Annotated in this window: 16 protein-coding genes, 1 tRNA gene and 1 pseudogene; 11 read left to right on the forward strand and 7 right to left on the reverse strand. The window is 73.6% G+C overall.

Annotated features, from left to right (window positions below):
• Positions 1-144: 144 nt before the first annotated feature.
• Both ACZ6EM_RS08490 and ACZ6EM_RS08495 read right to left on the reverse strand, forming a co-directional pair.
• A complete protein-coding gene (locus tag ACZ6EM_RS08490) occupies positions 145-609 on the reverse strand; it encodes a HEAT repeat domain-containing protein (RefSeq protein WP_465772067.1) in 465 nt (154 codons plus the stop codon).
• Positions 606-2,417, reverse strand: coding sequence for a glycoside hydrolase family 15 protein (locus ACZ6EM_RS08495; protein ID WP_465772068.1), 1,812 nt, complete (start codon positions 2,415-2,417; stop codon positions 606-608). The genes ACZ6EM_RS08490 and ACZ6EM_RS08495 overlap by 4 nt, the downstream gene beginning before the upstream one ends.
• Positions 2,418-2,893: 476 nt before the next feature.
• Here ACZ6EM_RS08495 and ACZ6EM_RS08500 point away from each other — a divergent pair, with 476 nt between their 5' ends.
• The 4 genes from ACZ6EM_RS08500 to ACZ6EM_RS08515 all read left to right on the forward strand — a co-directional run bounded on the left by ACZ6EM_RS08500 (position 2,894) and on the right by ACZ6EM_RS08515 (position 6,457).
• On the forward strand, positions 2,894-3,706 hold the full coding sequence (locus ACZ6EM_RS08500) for a class I SAM-dependent methyltransferase (RefSeq protein WP_465772069.1): 813 nt from the start codon (positions 2,894-2,896) through the stop codon (positions 3,704-3,706).
• A 201-nt stretch (positions 3,707-3,907) separates the two neighbouring features.
• Positions 3,908-4,573 (forward strand): DedA family protein, encoded by a 666-nt coding sequence (locus ACZ6EM_RS08505; RefSeq protein WP_380544087.1) that lies wholly within the window; start codon positions 3,908-3,910, stop codon positions 4,571-4,573.
• Positions 4,574-4,731: 158 nt separating this feature from the next.
• Positions 4,732-5,403 carry an O-methyltransferase gene (locus ACZ6EM_RS08510; protein ID WP_401054280.1) on the forward strand — a complete coding sequence of 224 codons (672 nt, stop codon included), beginning with the start codon at positions 4,732-4,734 and terminating at the stop codon, positions 5,401-5,403.
• A 154-nt stretch (positions 5,404-5,557) separates the two neighbouring features.
• The gene (locus ACZ6EM_RS08515; protein WP_359901043.1) at positions 5,558-6,457 is read left to right on the forward strand and encodes a Gfo/Idh/MocA family protein; all 900 of its coding nucleotides are present in this window, start codon (positions 5,558-5,560) and stop codon (positions 6,455-6,457) included.
• A 132-nt stretch (positions 6,458-6,589) separates the two neighbouring features.
• On the opposite strand, the pseudogene ACZ6EM_RS08520 reads toward ACZ6EM_RS08515, so the two are convergent.
• Together ACZ6EM_RS08520 and ACZ6EM_RS08525 are read right to left on the reverse strand one after the other, a co-directional pair.
• Positions 6,590-6,715 (reverse strand): annotated as a pseudogene (locus tag ACZ6EM_RS08520) (GNAT family N-acetyltransferase); the annotation flags it as partial.
• Between the two features lie 11 nt (positions 6,716-6,726).
• Positions 6,727-7,875 carry a hypothetical protein gene (locus tag ACZ6EM_RS08525; protein ID WP_465772070.1) on the reverse strand — a complete coding sequence of 383 codons (1,149 nt, stop codon included), beginning with the start codon at positions 7,873-7,875 and terminating at the stop codon, positions 6,727-6,729.
• Positions 7,876-8,399: 524 nt separating this feature from the next.
• Here ACZ6EM_RS08525 and ACZ6EM_RS08530 point away from each other — a divergent pair.
• From ACZ6EM_RS08530 to ACZ6EM_RS08540, 3 genes are all read left to right on the forward strand, one after another.
• Positions 8,400-10,274: a transglycosylase domain-containing protein gene (locus ACZ6EM_RS08530; protein ID WP_465772071.1), complete on the forward strand. Its 1,875-nt coding sequence runs from the start codon at positions 8,400-8,402 to the stop codon at positions 10,272-10,274.
• 198 nt (positions 10,275-10,472) lie between these two features.
• Positions 10,473-10,667, forward strand: a complete 195-nt coding sequence (locus ACZ6EM_RS08535) for a ribosomal protein L7/L12 (protein WP_465772072.1) — start codon at positions 10,473-10,475, stop codon at positions 10,665-10,667.
• Between the two features lie 228 nt (positions 10,668-10,895).
• A complete protein-coding gene (locus ACZ6EM_RS08540) occupies positions 10,896-13,931 on the forward strand; it encodes an ATP-binding protein (RefSeq protein ID WP_465772073.1) in 3,036 nt (1,011 codons plus the stop codon).
• A gap of 308 nt (positions 13,932-14,239) precedes the next feature.
• Here the strand turns inward: ACZ6EM_RS08540 and ACZ6EM_RS08545 are convergent, their stop codons facing one another.
• Complete coding sequence (locus ACZ6EM_RS08545; RefSeq protein WP_465772074.1) at positions 14,240-15,004, reverse strand: alpha/beta hydrolase family protein; 765 nt, start codon at positions 15,002-15,004, stop codon at positions 14,240-14,242.
• Here ACZ6EM_RS08545 and ACZ6EM_RS08550 point away from each other — a divergent pair.
• Entirely contained in the window at positions 14,940-15,182 is a 243-nt protein-coding gene (locus ACZ6EM_RS08550; protein WP_465772075.1) for a TetR-like C-terminal domain-containing protein, read from the forward strand. The genes ACZ6EM_RS08545 and ACZ6EM_RS08550 overlap by 65 nt on opposite strands.
• Positions 15,183-15,394: 212 nt before the next feature.
• On the opposite strand, the gene ACZ6EM_RS08555 is transcribed toward ACZ6EM_RS08550, so the two are convergent.
• Positions 15,395-15,838: a hypothetical protein gene (locus ACZ6EM_RS08555; RefSeq protein WP_465772076.1), complete on the reverse strand. Its 444-nt coding sequence runs from the start codon at positions 15,836-15,838 to the stop codon at positions 15,395-15,397.
• A gap of 78 nt (positions 15,839-15,916) precedes the next feature.
• Positions 15,917-16,300 carry a PASTA domain-containing protein gene (locus ACZ6EM_RS08560; RefSeq protein ID WP_465772077.1) on the reverse strand — a complete coding sequence of 128 codons (384 nt, stop codon included), beginning with the start codon at positions 16,298-16,300 and terminating at the stop codon, positions 15,917-15,919.
• 304 nt (positions 16,301-16,604) lie between these two features.
• On the opposite strand from ACZ6EM_RS08560, the gene ACZ6EM_RS08565 reads away from it, so the two are divergent.
• The 3 genes from ACZ6EM_RS08565 (at position 16,605) to ACZ6EM_RS08575 (ending at position 22,300) form a co-directional block, all read left to right on the forward strand.
• Positions 16,605-16,676 (forward strand) — tRNA-Ser (locus tag ACZ6EM_RS08565).
• A 3-nt stretch (positions 16,677-16,679) separates the two neighbouring features.
• Complete coding sequence (locus ACZ6EM_RS08570) at positions 16,680-19,067, forward strand: hypothetical protein (protein WP_465772078.1); 2,388 nt, start codon at positions 16,680-16,682, stop codon at positions 19,065-19,067.
• A 176-nt stretch (positions 19,068-19,243) separates the two neighbouring features.
• A complete protein-coding gene (locus ACZ6EM_RS08575; protein ID WP_465772079.1) occupies positions 19,244-22,300 on the forward strand; it encodes a hypothetical protein in 3,057 nt (1,018 codons plus the stop codon).
• Positions 22,301-22,318: the final 18 nt, after the last annotated feature.

Below are 22,318 nucleotides of genomic sequence, written 5' to 3' on the forward strand. Positions count from 1 at the left end.
CCGTGCGAAATGAACCTGCCATCACCATTGTTGCGGAAATCCTCCGCAAAGCCAGAGCCGGTGGGCCTGGCCGGTTCGGCTCGGCTCGGCCCGGTTCGGTTCGGGCCGGTTCGGTGTTCCCGGGGCGACGGGGACGGGCGGCCGTCAGTCGGCCGAATCCGCTCGGCCGGCACTTCGGACGAGATGGTGCAGGGCGAGTTCGGCCTCGGTGCGGACGCTGGCATCCGGATCGTCGAGCAGGAGCCGAAGGGTCCGAACGGCTGCCGAGCTGTCCGCCCGCTGATAGTCGAGGCGGCCCAGGGACCAGGCCACCAGGCTGCGAACGAAGCCGGCGGGGTCGGAGCTCTCCGCCGAAAGGGCGCGGACGACGTCCTCCTCCCGTTCGGGATCCGCCCTCGCGAGAGCCGCCGCCGCCCACACCCGGACGAAGCTCAGCGGGTCGTCCAGTGCCGCCTCCAGCAGGGGCACCGCGTCGGCCGAACCGGTCTCTCCCAACGCGTACACGCCCAGCCGACGCTCGGTCGGATCGTCGCTCCGTGCGAAGGCCGCCCAGGCGGCGGTCGGCCGGCCCAGGTACTCGCCGCTCCCCGAACGCTCGTCCCCGTTCATACCGTGCCTCCGCCCAGGGCCCGGTCGAGGGCGCAGGCGGCGCTGATCAGACTCAGGTGGGTGAGTGCCTGTGGATAGTTGCCGGCGCCCTCTCCGGTTTCCGAGGTCTCCTCCGCGAAGAGGCCGAGGTGATTGGCGTGGGTGAGCATCTTCTCGAACAGGAACCTCGCCTGCTCGACCTGGCCGGCGAGAGCCATCGCTTCGACGAGCCAGAACGTGCAGATGTTGAACGTCCCTTCGTTCCCCTGAAGGCCGTCACCCGCGGCCGTGCTCACCTCGTACCGGTACACCAGGCTGTCCGACGAGAGGTCCTCCACGATGCTGCGCAGGGTGCCCAGCATTCTCGGGTCCTTCGGTGAAATGAAGCCGACCATCGGCATGGTGAGGATGCTGGCGTCCAGGGCGCTCGCCCCGAAGCACTGCACGAAGGTGCCGCGTTCGGCGTCGTAGCCCTCCCGCATGATCGTCCTGAAGATCTCGTCGCGAGCGGCCGTCATGCGACCGCTGTCCAGTGGGAAACCTCGGCGCGTGGAAATCCGCAAGGTCCGGTCCAGGGCCGCCCAGCACTGCAGCTTCGAATGGACGAAGTTCTGCTTCCGGCCCCGGATCTCCCATATTCCTTCGTCAGGCCGGTGCCAGTTGGACGCGACCCACTCGGCCATGCGTTCAAGGTGCCGCCACAGATCGTAGGAGATGTGGCAGACACGTGCGTCGAAGATGTCGATCGCCGTGAGCAACTCGCCGTAGATGTCCAGCTGGAGCTGCTGCGACGCCCCGTTCCCGATGCGCACCGGCCGCGAATCCCGGTATCCCCGCAGGTGGTCGAGGACGATTTCGTCGAGCAGGGAACTCCCGTCGACCCGGTACATGAGTTTCAGCGGACTTCCCTCCCCGGTCTCCTTCGCGCGTTCCTCCAGCCACCCCATGAAACGGATGGTCTCCTCGGTGAACCCGAGTTGCATGAACGCCGAGAGGGTCAGTGCCGCGTCCCGTATCCAGGTGAAGCGGTAGTCCCAGTTCCGGTCCCCTCCCACCTCCTCGGGAATGCTGGTGGTCGGGGCCGCGACGATCGCGCCGGTCGGGTCGTGCGTCAGGAGCTTCAAGGTGAGGGCGGAGCGCCACACCATCTCCCGCCACCGGCCGGTGTAGGTGCACTGGCCGAGCCAGGCCTTCCAGTAGTCGATGGTGCGGTGCAGGAGGTCCTGCCCCGTCAGCCGCGCTTCGAGCAGGTCGCCCGGACTGCCGACGCCCTCCACCTGGCGCAGGAGGAAGGTGGCCTCCTCGCCCTCGTGCAGGGTGAACTCGACGCAGACCCCGTTGTCCACGGTGGCGAGCGGGAACCTGCTGGTGAGGGCGATGGAGAAATCGCCGCCGTGGAATACGGCTCCGCGTCCCTCCTGGGTGATTTCATGTCCCTTTCGGGCGAAATCGAAGGCCGGTAGACAATCGAGACGGAAGGACATGCTGCCGCGCACCGCCTTGGCGATGCGGACGATCTGATGAGACTTCACGTCGGAATCCGAGCGTTTGACCGGCATGAAGTCGACCAATTCGCCCACGCCTTCCGTGCTCAGGAAGCGCGTGATCAGGACGGCGGTGTCGGGCATGTACATCTGCTGGCGGCGCCCCGGCAGTGTCGGCGATATTGTGAAATATCCTCCCCGCCGGTCGTCGACCAGGCGGGCGAACACGCTCGGTGAATCGAATCTGGGAAGGCAGCACCAGTCGATGGAACCGTCCGTACCGACCAGGGCCGCCGTGTGCATGTCCCCGATCAGTCCGTAACTCTCAATCGGTTTGTAGCTCATGCCGGTTCCTGTTTGGCTTCGAGCTGAACATGATTCAATCATGCTCTGCCGGGACCTCGGCTGCCAGCCGTGCGGCCGCCCCTTCAGCGGTCGGGCCCGCTCCGCGGCCTGCACCCCGCGTGGAACAACTCGGCCTCCACGGTGGACCGGTGGCTGCCCGGGGCGATCCCGCGGACCGCCCACTCTGCCCGCGCCGCCCACTCTGCCCGCGCCGCCGCCGGTCGCTCCGGCGCCCGCTCCCGGCTGTTCGCCCGGGCCGACGAGGTTGAGCACGGAGGCGGACCGTACCCGGGCCTCGACCCTCCCGTCCCGGTCCGGTGCGCCGGTGCGTCGGCGCGTCGACGGGACGGGAGGGACGGACGGGGTGTCAGAATCGGCGGGTTCATGCCCATGACGGGAACGCGGCCGGAACACCGGCCGGAACGTGGCGGGACCACGGCGGAGACGCGACGGGACCAGGTCCGAAGGAGCGAGCGATGAGTGGCGGGGTGCGGCCGGAGCTGGGACAGGTGTCGGAGACGGCGCTGTGGACGCTGTGGCACCGGGCGGTGGAGGCGCGGCGGCCGGACACCGTGCTGCCGGACCCGAAGGCGGTCGAGCTGGTGGGCCGGATCGACTACCCGTTCGCGACGCGGTTCGGGGAGAACGCCTTGGTGAGCCAGCTCCAGGCGCTGCGGGCGGCCTGCTTCGACCGCGAGGTGTCCGACTTCCTGACCCGCTGCCCGCGCGGCACCGTGGTCGGGCTCGGGGACGGCCTGGAGACCCAGGCCTGGCGGGTCGACAACGGCCGGGCGAACTGGCTGTCGGTGGACCTGGCGGAGACCGCCGCGCTGCGTCGGCAGCTGCTGCCGCCGGACGAGCGGCACCGGATCGTCGCCCACTCGGCCACCGACCCGGGCTGGATGGACGGGGTGGACCCGGCGAACGGGGTGCTGATCAGCGCCGAGGGGGTGCTGATGTACCTGCGGCCGCAGGAGGTCCGCGGCCTGATCGCGGCCTGCGCCGAGCGTTTCCCCGGCGGGGCCATGGTGCTGGACGCGGTGCCGCGCTGGTTCAGCCGGCGGGCCGTCGAGGGCAAGCTGCGGGACCGGTACTACCAGGCGCCGCCGATGCCGTTCGGGATGGACGCGGACGAGTGCGGTCTGCTGGCCACCGCGCACCCGGGGGTCGTCGACGTGCGGGAGGTGTACCCGGAGGGCGGACGCCCGCCGCTGAGCACCCTGCTGCCGCTCGTGCGCCGGATCAAGCAGCGCCCGTCCGTGATCGCCCTGCGTTTTGCCCAATCTTGAAGAAACGCTGGTCAACCTGGAACCATGGTGTCGGGGCGCACGTCGTAACCACGGGTGATCGGCCGGGGGGACAGGCCGCCCGGCACGTTAGGCTCGCTCTGGGGGAGCGGCCTGGGTGCCGCCATCGGACGAATTGCCGGGACGGGCACGCTGCTCCAGGGGGAGGGCGGCCCGTCCCGTCCTGCCACGGAGGGACTGGCCTTGCACATCGACGCCTGGATCGAGGGGATTCCGCCGACGGCGGTGTACGCCGTTGTCGGTCTGATCATCGGGCTGGAGTCGCTGGGCATTCCGCTGCCCGGCGAGATCGCCCTGGTCACGGCGTCCCTCATGGCGGTCAAGGGTGTGGTGAGCCCGTGGGGCGTCGCCATCTGCGCGATCGCCGGCGCGATCATCGGCGACTCGATCGGCTACTCGATCGGGCGCAAGGGGGGCAAGCCGCTCTTCGAGAAGCTGGGACGCAAGTTCCCCAAGCACTTCGGGCCCTCCCACCTGGCCACCGCCGAGCGCTCGTTCCAGAAGTGGGGCATGTGGGCGGTCTTCTTCGGCCGCTTCATCGCCCTGCTGCGCATCTTCGCCGGTCCGCTCGCGGGCGCGCTGAAGATGCCGTACTGGAAGTTCCTGATCGCCAACGTGCTGGGCGGCGTGGTCTGGGCCGGCGGTACGACGCTGCTGGTCTACAAGGTCGGCAAGAGCATCGAGCCCTGGCTGGCCCGGTTCTCGTGGGCGGGCCTGGGGGCGGCGCTGGTGATCGGCCTGCTGTCGGCCTGGATCATGAAGCGCCGCGCCGCCAAGACGCACGCCAGGATCGAGGCGGAGGAGGCGGCCAAGGCCGCCGCCGCGGCGAAGGAGCCGGTCGCCGACTGACCACCCCGCCGGCCGGCCCCCCGGCCGGCCCCCGGCAGGGTCCCGGTCGATCGTCCGACCGGTCCCGGACCGGTCGTCCACCACCACCGTCGTGGTGCCCTCGGGCCCTCGGAGTAGCATCGGTCGGGTACTGCCGATCTTGCACTCCGGAGGGCCCGATGTCTTCGCAGCCGACCTGGGACGCCGTGGACGCCTACTTCTCCGAGCGGCTGGTCGGACACGACCCGGTGCTGGAGCAGGCCACGGCCGCCGCCCGCGCGGCCGGGCTGCCGAACATCGCGGTGGCCCCCAACCAGGGCAAGCTGCTGCACCTGCTGGCGCTGACCCTGGGCGCGAAGCGGATCCTGGAGGTCGGCACGCTCGGCGGCTACAGCGCCATCTGGCTGGCCCGGGCGCTGCCCGCGGACGGCACCCTGATCACCCTGGAGCTGGACCCCCGGCATGCCGAGGTCGCCCGGGGCAACCTGGCGGCCGCCGGGCTGGCGGGGGTCGCCGAGGTGCGGGTGGGCCGGGCCGCGGACTCGCTGGCCGAACTGGTGGAGCAGGGCGCGGACCCCTTCGACCTGGTCTTCATCGACGCCGACAAGCCGAGCAACCCGGAGTACTTCCGCCGGGCGCTCCAACTGACCCGGCCGGGCTCGCTGATCATCGTCGACAACGTGGTGCGCGGCGGCGCGGTCGCCGACCCGGCCGGCACCGACCCGGCGGTGGTCGGCACCCGGGCGCTGCACGACCTGATCGCGGCCGAGCCGAGCGTCACCGCGACCTCGGTGCAGACGGTCGGCAGCAAGGGCTACGACGGCTTCACCCTGGCCCGCGTCCGGGGCTGAAAGTCCGGGGCTGAAAGTCCAGGGCCGAGACCCGCGCCGCCAGGGCGTACGCGGGCCCACCCGTACCACCGGCGCTCATGCGCGCCCACCTTCACCACTTACGCCCACCTGTACCACGCGCGCTCACCCGCGCTGACCGGAGAACGGAGACATCGTGCGGATCGGACTGCTGGGGACCGGCCCCTGGGCGGAGCGGGTGCACGCGCCCGTCCTGGCCGAGCACCCCGGGCTGGAGTTCACCGGCGTCTGGGGCCGCCGACCGGAGGCGGCCGAGGCGCTGGGCGCCGCGCACGGCGTGCCCGGGTACGCGGACCTCGACCGGCTGCTGGCCGAGGTGGACGCGGTCTCCATCGCGCTGCCCCCGACCGTGCAGGCGGGTCTCGCGGTACGGGCCGCCGAGGCCGGCTGCCACCTGCTGCTGGACAAGCCGGTCGCGCTGACCGTGCCGGACGCCCGGGCCGTGGCCGAGGCGGTGCGCGAGCACAAGGTCGCCTCGGTGGTCTTCTTCACCGTGCGCTTCGGCGGCGAGCAGATCCCGTGGATCGAGCGGCAGGCGGAGCTGGGCGGCTGGTTCACCGGCCGCTCGGACTGGCTCGGCTCGGTGTTCGCGCCCGGCAGCACCAGCCCGTACGCGGCCTCGCCGTGGCGGGTGGAGAAGGGTGCGCTGTGGGACGTCGGCCCGCACGCGCTGTCCGTGCTGCTGCCGGTGCTGGGCGACGCGACCCAGGTGACGGCGGCGGCCGGCCCGCTGGACACCGTGCACCTGGTGGTGCGGCACGCCGGCGGAGCCTCCAGCACGCTCGCGCTCAGCCTGACCGCGCCGCTCGCGGCGGGCGGGACGGGCATGGAGCTGCGCGGTGAGCACGGCGTGGTGCAGCTGCCCCCGCGCGGCGAGGGCCCGGTCGCGGCCCTGCACCGGGCGCTGGACGCGCTGCGGGCCTCGGCCGCCTCCGGCGAGCCGCACCCCTGCGGGGCGGACTTCGGGCTGCGGGTGGTGGAGATCCTGGTCGGCGCCGAGCGTTCGCTGGCGAGCGGCGGCCCGGTGGAGGTCTGAGCGGTCGACGCGGCCGGGCCCGGGCGAGGACCGGGCGGGGACCGGCGGTTCGGACGGACGTCGGGTAGGGACCGATGGTTCGGAAAGGCGCCGGGCGGGGCACGTGGGTGCCCCGCCCGGCGTCGTCCGTCGGATGCCGAACGGCGCGGCGTAGCGGACGGTGCCTGCGGGCAGCGGGTGGTCGGCGTCCAGGGAGAGGGCCATCAGCGCTTCGTCCGGGACGTCGATGGTCAGGCCGATGCCGTGGGCGCCGGCGCGCAGTGGACCGCTCAGACCGGCGGCACCGGCGGCACCGGCGGCACCGGCGGCAGCGACGGCCCGGCCGGCGGCGGGGCCGAGGACGGCCGGCGGTCGGCGGGGCGGGCCGGCGGGATGACCGGGGCGCGGAAGTCGCGCGGGCCGGTCCACAGCGCCGGGACGGCGTCGCTGCGGCGGGCCAGTTCGTACGCCAGGGCCTCGTAGTTGACCCGCCAGCCGTGGAAGTGCGCCCAGGCCTCCTCAACCGGGCGCTCACGCGGGAAACCGGCCGCGGTGATCATCGCGACGGCGCCCAGGTACTCGGCGTACGTCAGCCGGATCGGAATGTCCGGGTCCGGGTCCGTGTCGAAGTCGATCCGCAGCGAGCGGGCGATGTCGCGCAGCGCGGTGAAGCCGGCCCGGAGCACCAGCCGGGCCTCGGGCGGGGCCGAACGCGGGCAGAGCGCCAGGTGCAGGGCGGCGGCGTCCATCACGGCGATCAGTCCGACCACCCAGCTGCGGTTGGGCTGCGGGGAGCGGAAGGAGAGCAGCACCGGGTAGTTGGAGTGGCTCTCGCCGATGTCGGCGGCCAGCCGCTCCCAGTCCCGGTAGAGCTGGGGGAGCGCGGTCTCGGTGTCCACCAGGGACTGGCGGGCCAGCAGCTCGGGGCCCCAGGCGGGCTCGCCGGCCCGGGACTGCAGCAGCGTCACCTCGGTCTCGCGGCGCTGGTAGGCGGCGTAGAGGGTCGGCAGGTAGGAGATCTGGAGGGCGATCACCAGCGGGCCGCTGGCGGCGGCCAGGAAGTCGATCGCGGAGAGGTGCAGCCGGTCGCCGCTGGCGAAGCCGAGGGTGAACAGACTGGACCCGGCCTCGCGCACGGCCACCGACCAGCTGAGCTCCGAGGTGCCGTGCAGCAGCAGGGTGTAGGCGGTGAGCATGCAGCTGAGCCACACCCCGAGCATGCCCAGCAGCACCAGCGGCGCCAGCCAGGTGAGCGCCCGGTCCTGCGCGTGGTAGCCGCGGCCCGGTCCGGCGACCAGCCGCAGCAGCCCGCGCAGCATCCGCCAGAGCCGCATCACCAGCGACGAGTAGAGCCCGCGCGGAACGACCAGCGTGCGCAGGATGCTGCCGACGATCAGCAGGAGCAGCATCGCGCCGAGGGCGGTCTGGATCATCCTCATGGCGTCATTCTGGCGGTACGCCGGGGCTGTCGCGGACCGGTGCCCGCGCGGGTCGGCCGTCGGCCGTCCGTCCCCCTGCCGTCCGCCCGCCGTCCGTGGCCCGGGCGCCCCGGTTCACCGCACCGAGTATGACCATGATCACACCAAGGCGAGGCATACGTACTGATGTTCCCACCGCGTCTATGTGTACGGAGGATCACGCCCACGAGCGAATCGGAGACCGGACTGTGCGTGCCCAGCAAGACAGCGCCGCCGAAGAGGAGAAGCCCGGGCGGCGACGGTGGCGCTTCCCACCGCGTCGGAGGCCGTTACGGGCGTGGCGCCCGCTCCGGGGGAGGCGCCCGTCCCCGGGTCCGTCCCCGGACCACTCCCCGGGCCCGTCCCCGAGCCGGTCAACGGACCCGTGCCGGTCCCCGGACCCGGGCGCCTCCCCGCGTTCGCCCCTGCGCCGGTTCCTGCGGATCGACTACCCGCGCCGCGGACGGCGCGGAGTCCGCCGCTGGCTCCCCTCCTGGCGGCAGCAAATGCTGGTGGCCGGGACCGGGGCGGCGGCGCTGACGGGCTGCCTGGCCTGGTTCTACACGAACACCGCCGTCCCGGCGGACCTCAACTCCTTCGCCACCCAGCAGAACAACGTCTACTACTGGGCGGACGGCACCGAGATGGCGCGGATCGGCCCGACCAACCGGCAGGAGGTGCCGCTCGCCCAGGTGCCGGAGCCGGTGCAGTGGGCGGTGCTGGCCGCCGAGAACGAGACCTTCTACACCGACCCCGGCATCTCCGTGACCGGCATCGGCCGTGCCGTCGTCCAGATGGTCACCGGCGGCGACACCCAGGGCGGCTCCACCATCACCCAGCAGTACGTCAAGAACATCTACCTGAACCAGCGTCAGGACATGTCCCGCAAACTCAGCGAGATCGCCATCGCGATCAAGCTGGACGACCGGATGAGCAAGCAGGACATCCTGGCCGGCTACCTGAACACCAGCTGGTTCGGGCGCGGCAGTTACGGCATCGAGCGCGCCGCGGCCGCCTACTACGGCAAGGACGTCTCCCAACTCGACCCGAGCGAAGGCGCCTTTCTGGCCGCCCTGTTGAAGGGCGCCGGGCAGTACGACCCGGCGATCAGCGCGGCGAACCGGGAACGGGCCGAGGAGCGCTGGTCCTGGATCCTGGACCGGATGGTGGAGGTGGGCAAGCTGTCCGCCGCCGAGCGCGCCCGGTACACGGTGTTCCCCGAGCCCAAGCCGCAGCCGAAGTCGGCGGGGCTGAGCGGCCAGATCGGGTACCTGGTGGACACGGCCCGCGCCTACGTGGAGAGCCACAGCGACATCACCCCGGCCCAGTTCGACCTCGGCGGCTACCAGATCCGCACCACCTTCGAGAAGCCGAAGGTCGACGCCCTGGTCGCCGCCGTCCAGCAGGGCACCGCGGGGATCGACCCGGACAACCGGGAGTCCGACAAGCTCCTGAAGGTCGGCGCCGCCTCGCTGGCCCCGGACGGCCGGGTCGTCGCGCTCTACGGCGGCCCCGACTACCTGAAGCAGGGCTTCAACAACGCCAACACCACGACGGTGCCGATCGGTTCGGCCTTCACGCCGGTGGTGTACGCCGCCGGGCTCGGCGAGGGAGTGCAGCGCCGGCGCGGCGGCGACCGCACCCCGGTCGCGCCCACCACCACCTACAACGGCGACGACGGGGTGAACGTGATGACCCCGGAAGGGCCGTACTGGGGACGGGACGGGAAGATCGTCAAGACCGCCAACGACGGCAAGCGGAACTGGGGCAGCGTCACCCTGCGGAACGCGGTCGAACAGTCCGTCAACGGGCCGCTGATGCAGCTCGGCATGGACGTCGGCCTGGACAAGGTGCAGAAGACCGCCACCGACCTCGGCCTGCTCCCCAACAGCCTCGGTGAACTCGTACCGGCCCTCGGCGTCGGCAACTCCACCCCCAGTGCCCTGCGCACCGCCGACGCGTACGCCGCCTTCGCGGCCGGCGGCTCCCACACCGACCCGTACTCGGTGCTCAGGATCTCCCGCAACGGCGTCCAGCTCCCCCTGCGCCTGCCCGCCGTCACCCAGGCACTCACCCCGGCGGTCGCGGGCGAGGTGGACGCGGCACTCAAGGGCTCCGTCCGCGACGGGGCCGCCAAGCCGGCGGCGGAGGCCGGCCCGAACCTGGCCGCCAAACCCGGCACCACCGCGGACCGCACGGCGGGCTGGTTCGTCGGCTACAACGGGCAGCTGTCGACGGCGGTCACCGTGTTCCGCGCGGACCTGAAGGACATGAAGCTCCTCTCCCTCGAAGGCCTGGGCGGCGCCACCCCGGACACCTCCGACGCCACCGTGCCGGCCCGGATCTGGACCGCCTACATGAAGACGGCCACCGGGCAGTAGGCCGGGCCGCCGCGGGGACCGTGCTGTACGGTCCCCGCAGCCGACGTCCGGTCGGGCCGGCCCGCGGACCGGGCGAATTCCGGTCGACCGGGCGTCGCGGCAGTGTCCATTCTCCGGACAACGGCTGGGGGCGGGGGAGCGGTGGCGGCGGACGGGTACGTCGAGTTGGTCTGTGACGGGGGGCCCATCCGCGTCGTGGTGACCGATGCGGGGCCGCGCGTGCTGGAGGTCGCGAAGGCCGTCAGGCGTCGGACCGGGCTCAGCCTGTGGCACGGCAAGGCCCTGCTCGGTCGGCTGCCCGCGGTTGTCCTCGACGACGTGACGTCGGACCTCGCCGAGGCCGTGGCGGCCGAGCTGCGAGCCGCCGGAGCGACCGTCGAGGTGCGGTACTGACGAGCTGCGGTACTGACGAGGTGCGGTACTGACGAGGTGCGGTACTGACGAGCTGCGGTACTGACGAGCTGCGGTACCGCCGAGGTGCGGTACCGCCGAGGTGCGGTGCCGGGCGGCGGACCGCAGGGCCGGTGGCCGCTGTTGATCAGTGCCCGGACTAGTGTCAGGGTCGTGCCGAGGTCGGTGGGCGCCACCCGATCGGGCGGCGGGGCGGGCCTCGGTGCGGTCGTGAGCATTGAGGGACTGAAGCGGATGAAGATGACGTTCGGGCTGCTGGGGCCCCTGACGGTCGATGTGGACGCCGTGCCGCAGGCGCTGCCGCGGGCCACCGTGCTGCGGGGGCTGCTGGGGGCCCTGCTGCTCGCGGAGGGGGAACGGCTGCCCGTGGGGCGGCTGCTGGACCTCGTGTGGGCGGAGCAGTCGGACCGGGTCGGCCGGGGCGCGGTGCACACCGGGATGTCGCGGCTGCGCACCTGGCTCGGGCGGTTCGGGGACGAGGCGGTGGCGCTGGAGTCCGACGGGCAGGGCTACCGGCTGGTGACCGGGCCGGACGCGGTGGACCTCGGACGGTTCCGCAGGCTCGCCGCCGACGGGGACCCGGCCGGGGCGATCGGCCTGCGGCGCGGCCCGGTGCTGGCCGGGCTGGAACGGGTGAACCGCGAGGACCCGCTGGTCACGACCGTGGAGCACGAAGTGCGTGCCACCGCCCTGGCGCTGGCCCGGGCCGCGACGGCCGCCGGAGCGTCCCGGACCGCCGTCCCCGCCCTGACGGCGCTCGCCGAGGAGTACCCGTTCGACGAGCCCCTGCAGGCCGCCCTGCTGGAGCTGCTGGCGGCGGACGGCCGGGCGGCCGAGGCGCTGCGCCGCTTCCAGGCACTGCGCCGGCGGCTGTCCGAGGAGCTCGGGATCGAGCCGGGCGAGCAGGTGCGGAACGTCTTCCTGGCGCTGCTGGCGCAGGACCGGGAGGGCGCCCGGCCGGACCCCGGGCCCGCCCGCGTGCCATCCCAACTCCCCCGGGACGTCCCGGACTTCACCGGACGCGACGAGCAGGTGCGGATCGTGCTGGACGCCCTGGCGGCCGGCCGGGTGCCGGTGATCGCGGGCATGGGCGGCATCGGCAAGACCGCGCTGGCCGTCCACACCGCCCACCTCGCCGCCGTCGACTACCCGGACGGCAGGCTCTACGCGGACCTGCGCGGGGCCGACGAGACGCCCGCCGACCCGGCCGGCGTCCTGGCCGCCTTCCTGCGCGCCCTCGGCGCCGACCCCCGGGAGGTCCCGGCCTCCCTGGAGGAGCGTTCCGCGCTGTACCGCACCCTGCTCGCAGGCCGCCGCACGCTCGTCCTCCTCGACAACGCCGCGGGGGAGCAGCAGATCGTCCCGCTGCTCCCGGGCACACCGGCGGCTGCGGACGACCGGCCGGGCGACGGGTCCGGCAACCGGCCCGGTGCCCGACCGGCCGTCCTCGTCACCAGCCGCGCCGCGCTCACCGCCCTGCCCGGCTCCCGGCTCGTCGACCTGCACGAACTCGACGCCCCCCACGCCGGGACGCTGCTGCGCCGCATCCTCGGGGACGAGCGGGTCGCCGCCGAACCGGTGGCCGCCGCCCAGATCGTCGAGCTGTGCGGCGGCATGCCGCTGGCGGTCCGCATCGCCGGGGCCCGCCTCGCCGCCCGGCCGCGCCGGACCCTGGCCCGGCTCGCCCACCTGCTGCGCGACGAACGGCGACGGCTCGACGAGCTGGCCGCGGGGAACCTGGCCGTACGGGCGGGCTTCGCCGTCGGCTACGCCCGGCTGTCGGAGCCGACCCGCCGCACGTTCCGGCTGCTCGGACTGCTCGACGCGCCCGACTTCGCGCCGTGGGCCGCGGCGGCGATGGCCGGCATCCCGCCGGAGCAGGCCGAGTGGCAGCTGGAGGAGCTGATCGACGCCCAACTCCTGCAGGAGACCGGCACGGAGCCGCATCTGCGCTACCGCTTCCACGACCTCGTCCGGCTGTACGCGCGCGAGCACGCCGAGGCCGCGGACGAACCGGCCGCGCGTACCGCCGCGCTCGAACGGGCCTTCGGCGCCTGGCTCTGGCTGGCCGAGCAGGCGGCCGACCAGGTGCCCGGGCCGTGCTTCGCGCCGATCCACGGCACCGCACCCCGCCACCCGATGCCGTCCGGCGTCGCGGCGGCACTGCTGGACGACCCGATGGCCTGGTTCGACGCCGAGCAGCCGGCCCTGAACGCGAGCGCCCGGCAGGCCGCCGCGCTGCGCATGGTGCCGGTGGCGTGGGACCTCGCCGCCTGCCAGGAGAAGTACTGCGACGTGCGGGGCCTGTACGACGACTGGCGCACCACCCACCTGACGGTCCTCCAGGCCTGCCGGACCACCGGCGACGCCCTGGGCGCGGCCGTGCTCACCCGCGGCCTGATCGAGGTGACGACCTGGACCACCCCGGCCGACGACTCCGGGACGACCGTCGACCTGAAGGACGGCACCGAGACGATGGTCGCGCTGGAGGCCCGCGCCCGGCACCTGCAGGGGTTGTTCGAGCAGGTCGGGGAGGAACGCGGGACCGCCGACGCCCTCGTCCTGACGGCCTGGAGCCTGGTGGCCCAGGGCCGCGAACAGGAGGCCCTGGAGGCCGGCCACCGCGCCCTGGACCTCGCCACCGCCCACGACCACCCGGGCGGCGAGGCCCGGGCACACCAGATCATCGCCATCGCCCACGGGGAGACGGACCTCGACCGCACGATCGAGCACCTCACCGAGACGCTGCGGCTGGCCCGGCTGATCGGCAACACCCGCTTCGAGGCGACCGCCATCCAGTTCCTCGGAGCCGCCCACGGCCGGGCCGGCCAGGTGGAGCGGGCCGGCGAGCTGCTCCTCCACTCGCTCGCCATGGCCCGCTGCCTCAAGGACCGCTACGTGGAGGCGTTCTCGCTGCTCTACCTGGCCATGCTGTACGCGGCCACCGGCGACGGCCGCGCCCGGGAGACGGCGGAGGCCGCACTGGCCATCGCCCGCCGGTTCGACCTGGGGCACCACCTCGCCCAGGCCCTCGGCATCCTGGGGGAACTGGACCTGGCGGCGGGGGACCACGCCTCGGCGGTCGCGCATCTGGAGGAGTCGGTGCTGGTGTGGCGGGCCCGCGGCTGGCGCTCCTTCCTGGCGGAGGCGCTGCGCGCGCTCGGCCGGGCGTACCAGGCGGCCGGGCTGCCGGAGTCGGCCGCGCGGGTGCTGGAGGAGGCGCGGGAGCTGAGCGACATCCGGTAGGCGGTGCGGGGTGGCGCGGGGTGGCGATGGCGAGCGGCCGGGGATCGGTAAGCGATCGGTAAGGCCCGGCTGCCTACGATCGATCTCCACGCACAGGACAGACGCACCCGTATCCGGCCGCAGGCCTGGTCGACGCGCCCGTCCCGTACGCGCCGCACGGGCGGCCGGTCGGGTTCGCGCAGGGGACGGACCCGGCCGGAGGCGCATCCGCGGGGGTGTCCCGCGGGCGTGGTCGGGTCGGTCGGTTGGTCGGCGCGGGGCGGGGCGGGCCGGGTCGGCGCGGAGTGGTCGGCCGGTGGGCGCGCCCGTCAGCTCGCGGGCCCGGCTGCCCGCGCCAGGGTGGTGTCCAGCCAGTCGAAGACCGTCTGGTGGAAGCGGAACATGGCGCCCATGTGGCAGTGTGCGCCCGCGCCCTCGGCCTCGGTCAGGGTGACGAGCGTGTGGGGGCAGGTCAGCGCGGCCTGGACCCGCTGGGGCTGGCCGCGGAAGAACTGGTCGTTCTCGGCGTCCAGGACGAGGGTGGGGCAGTCGATGAGCTGGGCGACGCCGTCGAGGGTGTAGTCGGCGGTGCGGCGGATGTAGTCCGCCACCGATGCGGCGCCGAACGTCCACACCCCGTTGCGCAGGGCCCAGCGCAACTGGGTGCTCGCCTGCATGAGCAGAGCCATGACCGGCTCCACGAGGTCGTCCCGGCCGGCCTCGATCCACTCGCGCAGGAACGGCGGCATGAACCGGTCGTGGGCCTCCCCGAAGCTGTACAGGCCGTCGTCCAGCACCAGGGCGGCCGGGCGGTGTTCGTGGGCGGCGGCGCGTGCGGCCAGGTAGCCGCCGAGGCTGTAGCCGAACAGGACCAGCCCGTCGGCGGCGATCTCGGGGCGGGTCAGCGCGTAGTCGACCACCGGGGTCACCACGGCCTCCCAGTCCGGGCGGAAGGCGAGCCGCTGGGCGCCCCGGCCCGCGACCCCCGGCCCCTCCGAGCAGCCCGCGCGCCGGACACCCGGCGGGCCGGTGCTCCAGGAGCTGGCGCAGGTGCTGATGACCGCCGTCCGCGACACCCGCCGCAGCAAGGCCACCGGCCTGCTGGAACGGGCGGTCGACCGCGGCGAACTCCCCGCCGATGTGGACCGCGAGCTCGCACTCGACTTCCTCGCCGGCCCGCTGTACTGGCGCCTCGCGGTCGTCCACACGGCGACCGCCCCCGACTACCTCGACCGCCTCACCGACAAGCTCCTCGCCGCCTTCGCCGCCTGACGGTCGAGGCTGTGCCGCGTTGCCGCCGGAGACTGCGTCGCCCCCTGGACCTGAAGGCGTGTTCGGCCTGCTCCGGCCTGCTCCGGCCTGCTCCGGCCTGCTCCGGCCTGCACCGGCTGGTGCAGGCCGGAGCAGGCGGACTCCTCGGCTGCCGACGGGTTCGTACGGCGGCGCCCCCTCGCGGTGGAGGGGGCGCCGCCGTACGGGTGTGCTCAGATCTTGACGGTGAGCCAGGCGCCGAGGCCGCTGCAGCCGCGGGCGTCGTAGGTGGTGCTGCGGTAGCCGGCCGGGATCGGCGAGTACGGGCAGGTCCAGATGCCGTTGCGGACCTGCTCGTGGAACCAGGCGCCGACGCCGCTGCAGCCCTTGACGTCGTAGTTCGTCAGCACGTAGCCGGAGACGATGGGCGAGCCGGAGCAGGTCCACAGCCGGTTCTGGGCGGGCTGCTGGTACCACGAGCCGTGGTTGTCGCAGCCGCCGGCGTTGTACATGGTGATGACGTAGCCGGCCGGGACGGGCGCCCCGGAGCAGCTCCAGCCGCCGGCCGCGGAGGCCGTGCCGGCGGCCGTCGTGCCGGTGAGCGCGGTCGCGAGGACGGCGACCGTGGCGGCGGCCCGTCCCGTGCGGGTCATCAGCTTGCGGAGGATCCTGGTCACGGCGACACCGTTCCGATCGGTCGTCTCCCCGCCGTGGGCACGGCGCGGGAGGGCGTAACAACGGGGATGCGCCGCACCCTAGTGGCGGTGATCGGGCCGCTGATAGATCCTCATCGGTGGATTTCTGTACCTGACCGAAAACGATCGATCGCATTCCGGTGGGCCCGGCCGCCACGGGCAGGTCTCGCCGAACTTCACGGCCGTCACACTGACCGGCTGACCGGTGAGGGCGGCGCCCGGAGCCGGATCCCGGCCGCACACCTGCCAGTTCGACTGCACCAGGACGGCGCGGTTCCTCGGGCCGGCGTCCTTGGTGCCGAGGGACGTGTTGCCCGGCAGCGAATCCCGTACCACCGAGACGGCCTTGCCCTTGAAATCGGGCATGGTGGATCCGGCCTCGGCGGGCCCGTTGGCGCCCTGGTCCTGGGCGGGGCAGTTCTCCTCCGGCTTCACCGCCCCCATGTCGATTTCTGTGCCGGTGGGGTGGCTGCCCGGGGCCGGGTTCTGCGCGCAGACCTTCCAGTTGCGGTCCAGGATCTGGTTGCGGTCGCGACCGAGCGCGTCGTGAGGGTCAGGAGGAAGAACCCGGCGCTCTGCGCGGTGTCCTGGGCGGACTGCAGCCCCATGCCGACGAGGTTCGGGAGCACGGCCGTTCGGGAGCACGGCCGTTCCGGCGGCGGCCGCAGGTGCGCCCGTTGCGGGTGCAGGAGCGGTGACGGAAAGCGCGTTGTGTCCGCGCGGGCCGAACGTCTAGTGTCACGCCCGACGGCGTGTAGCTCAGCAGGAGAGCACCGGGCTTGAGACCCGGAGGGCGCAGGGGCGGAACCTGCCACGTCGGCTTATGGACGACGACGCTGATCAGCAGCACTCCACCGGGGCCGGGGTGTCCGTGCCGTACCCGCAGCACCAGTTGGCCCGGGCGCTGCTCACCGCGCTGACCCACTCCGACGGAGAGACCCGCCGCCGTGCCGCGGCCCGCGCCGACCGCTGGCGCGCCGTGCTCGCCGGTGCCGCTGCCGGGCGGTCGGCCGTCGGCTCGCGCACCCCGCTCCCGGGGCTGCCCGCCTGGGTGACGCCCGAGGTCGTCCGCGGCGGCTTCGCCACCTCCGCCGCGAGCGCCGAGGGGCCGCTCCAGCCGTACGAGCGCGAGGCCGCGGCCCTCGCCGGGGTGCCGGCCGACCGCCGGGCCCTCTTCGCCCACTGCCTCACCGAGCCCGGCCTGGCCCGGCTGAACGAGCTGCTCGACAGCGGCCGCTACGAGGTCGCGGTGCCCGAGGAGGCGGCGCTGCTGACGGTCGCCTGGCTGGTCCGGGCCGGGGACACGGCCGCCGCGCTCGACCTCGTCGACACCCTCGAACCGTTCGCCTCCCGGCTGCGCTTCACTCCCCGGCCCTCCGCGCTGCCCGCACCTGACCCCGAGGCGGTGCACCGGCACACCATCGGCGACGCCGTCGACTCCCTCGTCGGCCGCCGGCCGAACGCCGCCGTGGAGGCGCAGCGCGAGGCCCTCGCCGTCTGGCAGCCCTTCGGCGACCGGCTGCTCGCCCACTGGCTGGAGACCGTCGACCCGGGGGCCACCGGCGTGGAGGCCGTCGACCCGGAGGCCGTCGAGCTGGAGACCACCGACCCGGAGGCCGCCGGTGACGCCGGACGGATACCGGCGGGCGTACCCGACGGCCGCTGGCGGGAGCGCGGCGCGCTGCTGCTGCGCCAGTACGGGGAACTCGCCGCGGCCCACACCCGCTGCACCAAGCACCGCGACCCGAAGGAGAACCTCGGCATCCTGCGTGGCGCCCTGGAGGAGGCCGTCGCCGGCCGGCCGCTGGACGCCCGCCGGCTGGGACTGCTGCGGCACGCGGTGGACTCCATGGTGCGCCGACGCGGCCGGCCGGGATCGGCCGCGCACACCGAACTGCGCGCCCGCCAGGCCGTCCAGGCGGCGCGGCCCTCGTACCACGACCTCGCCCAGCTCGTGCTGCGCCGGCTCGCCGTACAGCCCCAGGAGACGGGCGCCGCCGAGGTCGGACCGCTGGTCGCCGACGTCACCGCCGCCGAGGCGGCGGAGACCGGACTGCTCGCGGGCACCCCGGTTCCCGCGCCGGTCCGCCACCCCGTGGAAGCCACCCTGAGCGCCCCGATCGGCACCCTGGTGGAGCGCGGCGTCGTGCCCTCGGCCGAAGTCCTGGCCGAACTCGTCCCGCAACTCGTCGCCGCCACCGGCGTCGAGGCCTGTCCGGACGCGGCGCTGCGCACCCTCGCCGCCGCGAACTACCGGGCGTTCCGCAACCGCCGCTCGCTGCTCCTGCTGAACCTCGCCGCACAGGTGCGGGTCGAGGAACTGCCCTGGGTACGGGCGGTGGCGGCGCACCGCTCCGACGAGGACGGCCGCGGGCCCGCGCTCACCGCCCTGCGCCGGCTCGGCGAACTGGCCGTCCAGGCGTTCCCCGGCACGCTGCTGCCCAACGCGCTCGTCCGCGAACTCGCGGTGCTCGCCCGCCAGTCGGGGCTCGACGTGCCGCTGGTGGAGGAGTTGGCGGCGGACATCTTCGTCGGCAGGTTCACGCCGAAGTTCCTCGCGGCGGCGGGTGTCGCCGCGGAAGTGCTCGGCGGCACGCTGTACGAGCGCTACTACGGCATCGACTACGCGGCGCTGCGCGGGCTCGCGACGGCGGACGCGACGGCGGACGCGGGGCCGGCGCGGTTCGCCGAGCTGTGCACGGGGCGCGCCGGGCCGGGCCCGGCCCGGTCGGTCGCCGCCAACGGCAAGGTCGTCGAGCAGGCCCAGATCCTCACCACCCACAACCTCGCCGTCCTGGTGGACCGTGTCGGCATCCGCCCGAGCCCCGGCTGGGACGACCTCGCCCGCCGCGCCTTCACCACCGTCTGCCGCCGGACGGCTCGCGTCCACGGCGACCCGCGCCCGCTCGCCGCGATCAAGGACGCGGCGTACGCGTGGCGGCAGATGGTCTTCCACCTCTCGCTGTGCGCACCGGAGGAGCGGGCCCGGACCATCGCCGGCCTGGACGCGGAGGCCGCCCGCCACCCCGCGCACGTCGCCGCCCGCCTCGCCCCGGCCCTGACCGGCCTGCGCCGGGCCGCCGCCGGGGGCTCGGCGGACGAGGGGGCGGGCCGGGTGCTCCTCGGCTGGACCACGGGCCCGCACTGGCTGCGCGCCGACCCCCGCCTGCCCGTCGGCCACCTGCCGCCGGCCGTCGCCGTCCTCCCGTGACGTCGGGGGCGAACGACCGCCCGCCGGAGCGGGGTTGTGGTACGGCCGTTCGTATCCACCCCCTATGATCCCAGCCCGGGGGGAAGTGCGCCGAGCTGGTACGAAACAGCCGTGTCCGCTCCCTTCGGCGACGCACGCCCGCGCCGCCGATTCGACGACCGGAAGACGAAGACTCGGTGATACTCACTCAACGCCTGCGCCGGAGGCTGCTGGCCGGCGCCTCGGCGCTCGCGCTGGCGCTGCTGCCCGCGGGCCTCGCCCCCACCACGGCAGGCGCCACCACGGCAGGCGCCACCACGGCCGGCGCCGCACCGGCCGGTGCCGCACCGGCCGGTGACGGGTCCGGGCCGACGCCGGTGGACCTCGACACCACGCGCGCCTTCGCGGACACCTTCCGGCTGGACCCGTCCCAGGACACCGACCCGATGTACGGGCTGAACGTCGGGATCGACGCCCGGCAGTCGCCCCCGGAGAAGCAGCACGGGATCTCCTACACCCGGGTCTCCGGCCGCTGGGACACCTCGGTCGCGCCCGACCAGTGGTTCGTCCAGACCAGCCACCCGGACCACCCGAACAAGCTGCTGTTCGCCAAGGGCGTCTCCGCGGTCATGCTGGGCGCGCCGGCCGTCGCGGACGGCACCGGCCACTACACCGTCTCGACGGTGATCGACCCGGTCGTCGGCGACACCACCAGCAAGGACTGGGGCTCGATCGTGCTGAGCCGCAGCCACCGCGGCAACGGCTACGTCACCGGCGGCGACGTCGACCTCGGCCTGACCGTCAACTCGCGCGGCGAGCTCGCCCTCTTCCACGGCGGGGGCGGCGAGACGCCCTTCTGGACCGGTTCGGTGGCACCCACGGCGCAGTACGCCGTCGCGCTCACCGTCTCCACCGGCGCCGACCGGGCCGTCACCCTGACGGTGAACGGCACCCCGTTCACCGTCTCCGCGCCGGCCGGGGTGACCCGCTGGCCGGGCAGCGAGTTCCTCTACCTCGGCGCCTACCTCTCCGACCCGAACCGCGTCACCACCTTCGGCGACGGCGCCGGCCACGGCCTGAACGTCAGCCGGATCGACACCAGCGCCACCCGCAGCGCCAAGCCGCTCGTCGACACCTTCGACGGCGCGCCCAACGCCACCGCCGACTTCGGGCTCAACCAGGACCTCAGCGCCCGCCAGCCGAGCCTGATCTCCGCCGACTACACCGCCGTCTCCGGCGTCAAGGGCCTGGCCCTCGACCCGCCGGCGGGCTCGGTGCAGGTCAACAGCCCGGCCCAGCCGAACGTGCTGTCGTTCCCCAAGGGCACCTCGGCGGTGCGCCTGAACAAGCCGGCCACCTCGGACGTCCAGAGCGGCGCCTACACGGTGCACGCCGTCCTGACCCCGGTCGTCGGCGCCACCACCGGCCAGGACTGGGCCTCCCTCGCCGTCAGCAACGCCTCGGGCGGCACGGGCGCCGTGGACGCCGAGGACGTCGCGCTCGGCCTGCGCGTCCAGGCCGACGGCGGGCTGACGCTCTTCCAGGGCGGCACGCCGACCGCCCTGACCGCCGTCCCGGCGGCGGGCTCCTACGAGGTGTCGGTCGCGCTGAGGACCGGCGACAAGCAGCAGGCGACCGTGCGGGTCAACGGCGCGACGGTCTTCTCCGGCCGCACCGCCGCCCAGCTGCCCCGCGACGGCTACGTCTCGCTCGGCGCCCACCACTCGGCGGCCGGCCGGGTCACCACGGTGGACGACCTGCGGGTCTCCATGCTGGGCGGGCTCGGCTACTACGGGTTCTTCGACATCCGGGACCCGAACGAGCCGAACTACGGCGCCAACCACGCGCCGGAGGTGGCGCAGTGGACCAACTTCAACAACTACCTGCGCGACCAGGACCCCCGCCTGGAGTTCCTGGACCAGTGCCTGCCGGCCTCCTGCGTGATCGACCTCAACCAGGAGACGGTGATCCCGCGCTCGCCGGGTGACTGGCAGGTCACCCCGAACCCGAACGCCGCGCAGAACCTGCTCGATCTGGTGCAGCGCATCGGACCGAACATCGACAAGATCGCCGCCGTCGACATGACGGACGAGGCCTACTCCCACGGCCTGCACGAGGACCAGGTCAAGACGCAGGCCCAGCAGATCAGGGCCGCGTTCCCGGACAAGACGCTGATCATGAGCCTCGACCGCTGGAACGCCGAGCAGGGCGCGCCGATCCCGCCCGAGGTCGACATCGTCGGCTTCGACTACTACTGCGTGGGCCGCGGCGAGATCCAGTGGCGGCTGGCGAACCTGAAGACCTTCCTCTCCTCGCCCGACCAGCACCTGATGCTCTTCCCGGAGTCCACCAACGAGCAGGGCGTCGCCGACGGCTGCTACTCCGGCAGGACCGACGCGGACATCGCGGCGTACAACGCCGAGTACCGCGCGATCGCCGCGCAGGACCCCCGGGTCGTCTACCTGCAGAACTTCCGCTGGCTCGGCCCGGACCAGCCGACCAAGGTGCCGCTGACCGTCGCGGCGCAGCAGCGGATCGGCAGCGCGGTGGTCAACGCCACGCCCACGCCGGCACCCGCCTCGGTGGGCGTGTACCGGCCGTCGGACGCCGGCTTCGCCGAGGCCGCCCACAACGGCCGGTACACCGGCCGGACCGGGTTCGGCGCCGGCGGCGACGCCGTCCCGCTGACCGGCCACTGGAACGGTCCCGGCACCGACACCATCGGCGTCTACCACCCCGACACCTCGACCTTCCAGCTGTCGAACGACAACGCCACCGTGGCCGCCACCTTCCCGTTCGGGGTCCCCGGCGACATCCCGCTGGTCGGCGACTGGAGCGGACAGGGACGGACCACGGTCGGCGTCTACCGGCCCAGCGACCAGTACTTCTACCTGTCCGACGACAACTCCACCATCACGTACCGGATCAAGCTGGGCAACGAGGGCTGGAAGCCGCTGGTCGGCGACTGGGACGGCAACGGCACCACCACCGTCGGCGTCTACGACCCGCAGACCCAGACCTTCTACCTGAACGACTCCAACCGGACGGAGCACCCGCGCCCGGGCGTCAGGTTCGGCAACCCCGGCGACATCCCGGTCAAGGGCGACTGGGACGGCACCGGCAAGGAGACCATCGGCGTCTACCGGCCCGGCGACCAGAGCTTCTACGGGGCCGCCGAGAACTCCGACCTGGTGATCTACAGCAAGAAGTTCGGCAACCCGGGCGACGTCCCGCTGGTGGGCAACTGGGGCTGACGCCTCCGCCCCGCCCGC

Source organism: Kitasatospora sp. NPDC041917 (assembly GCF_055589745.1).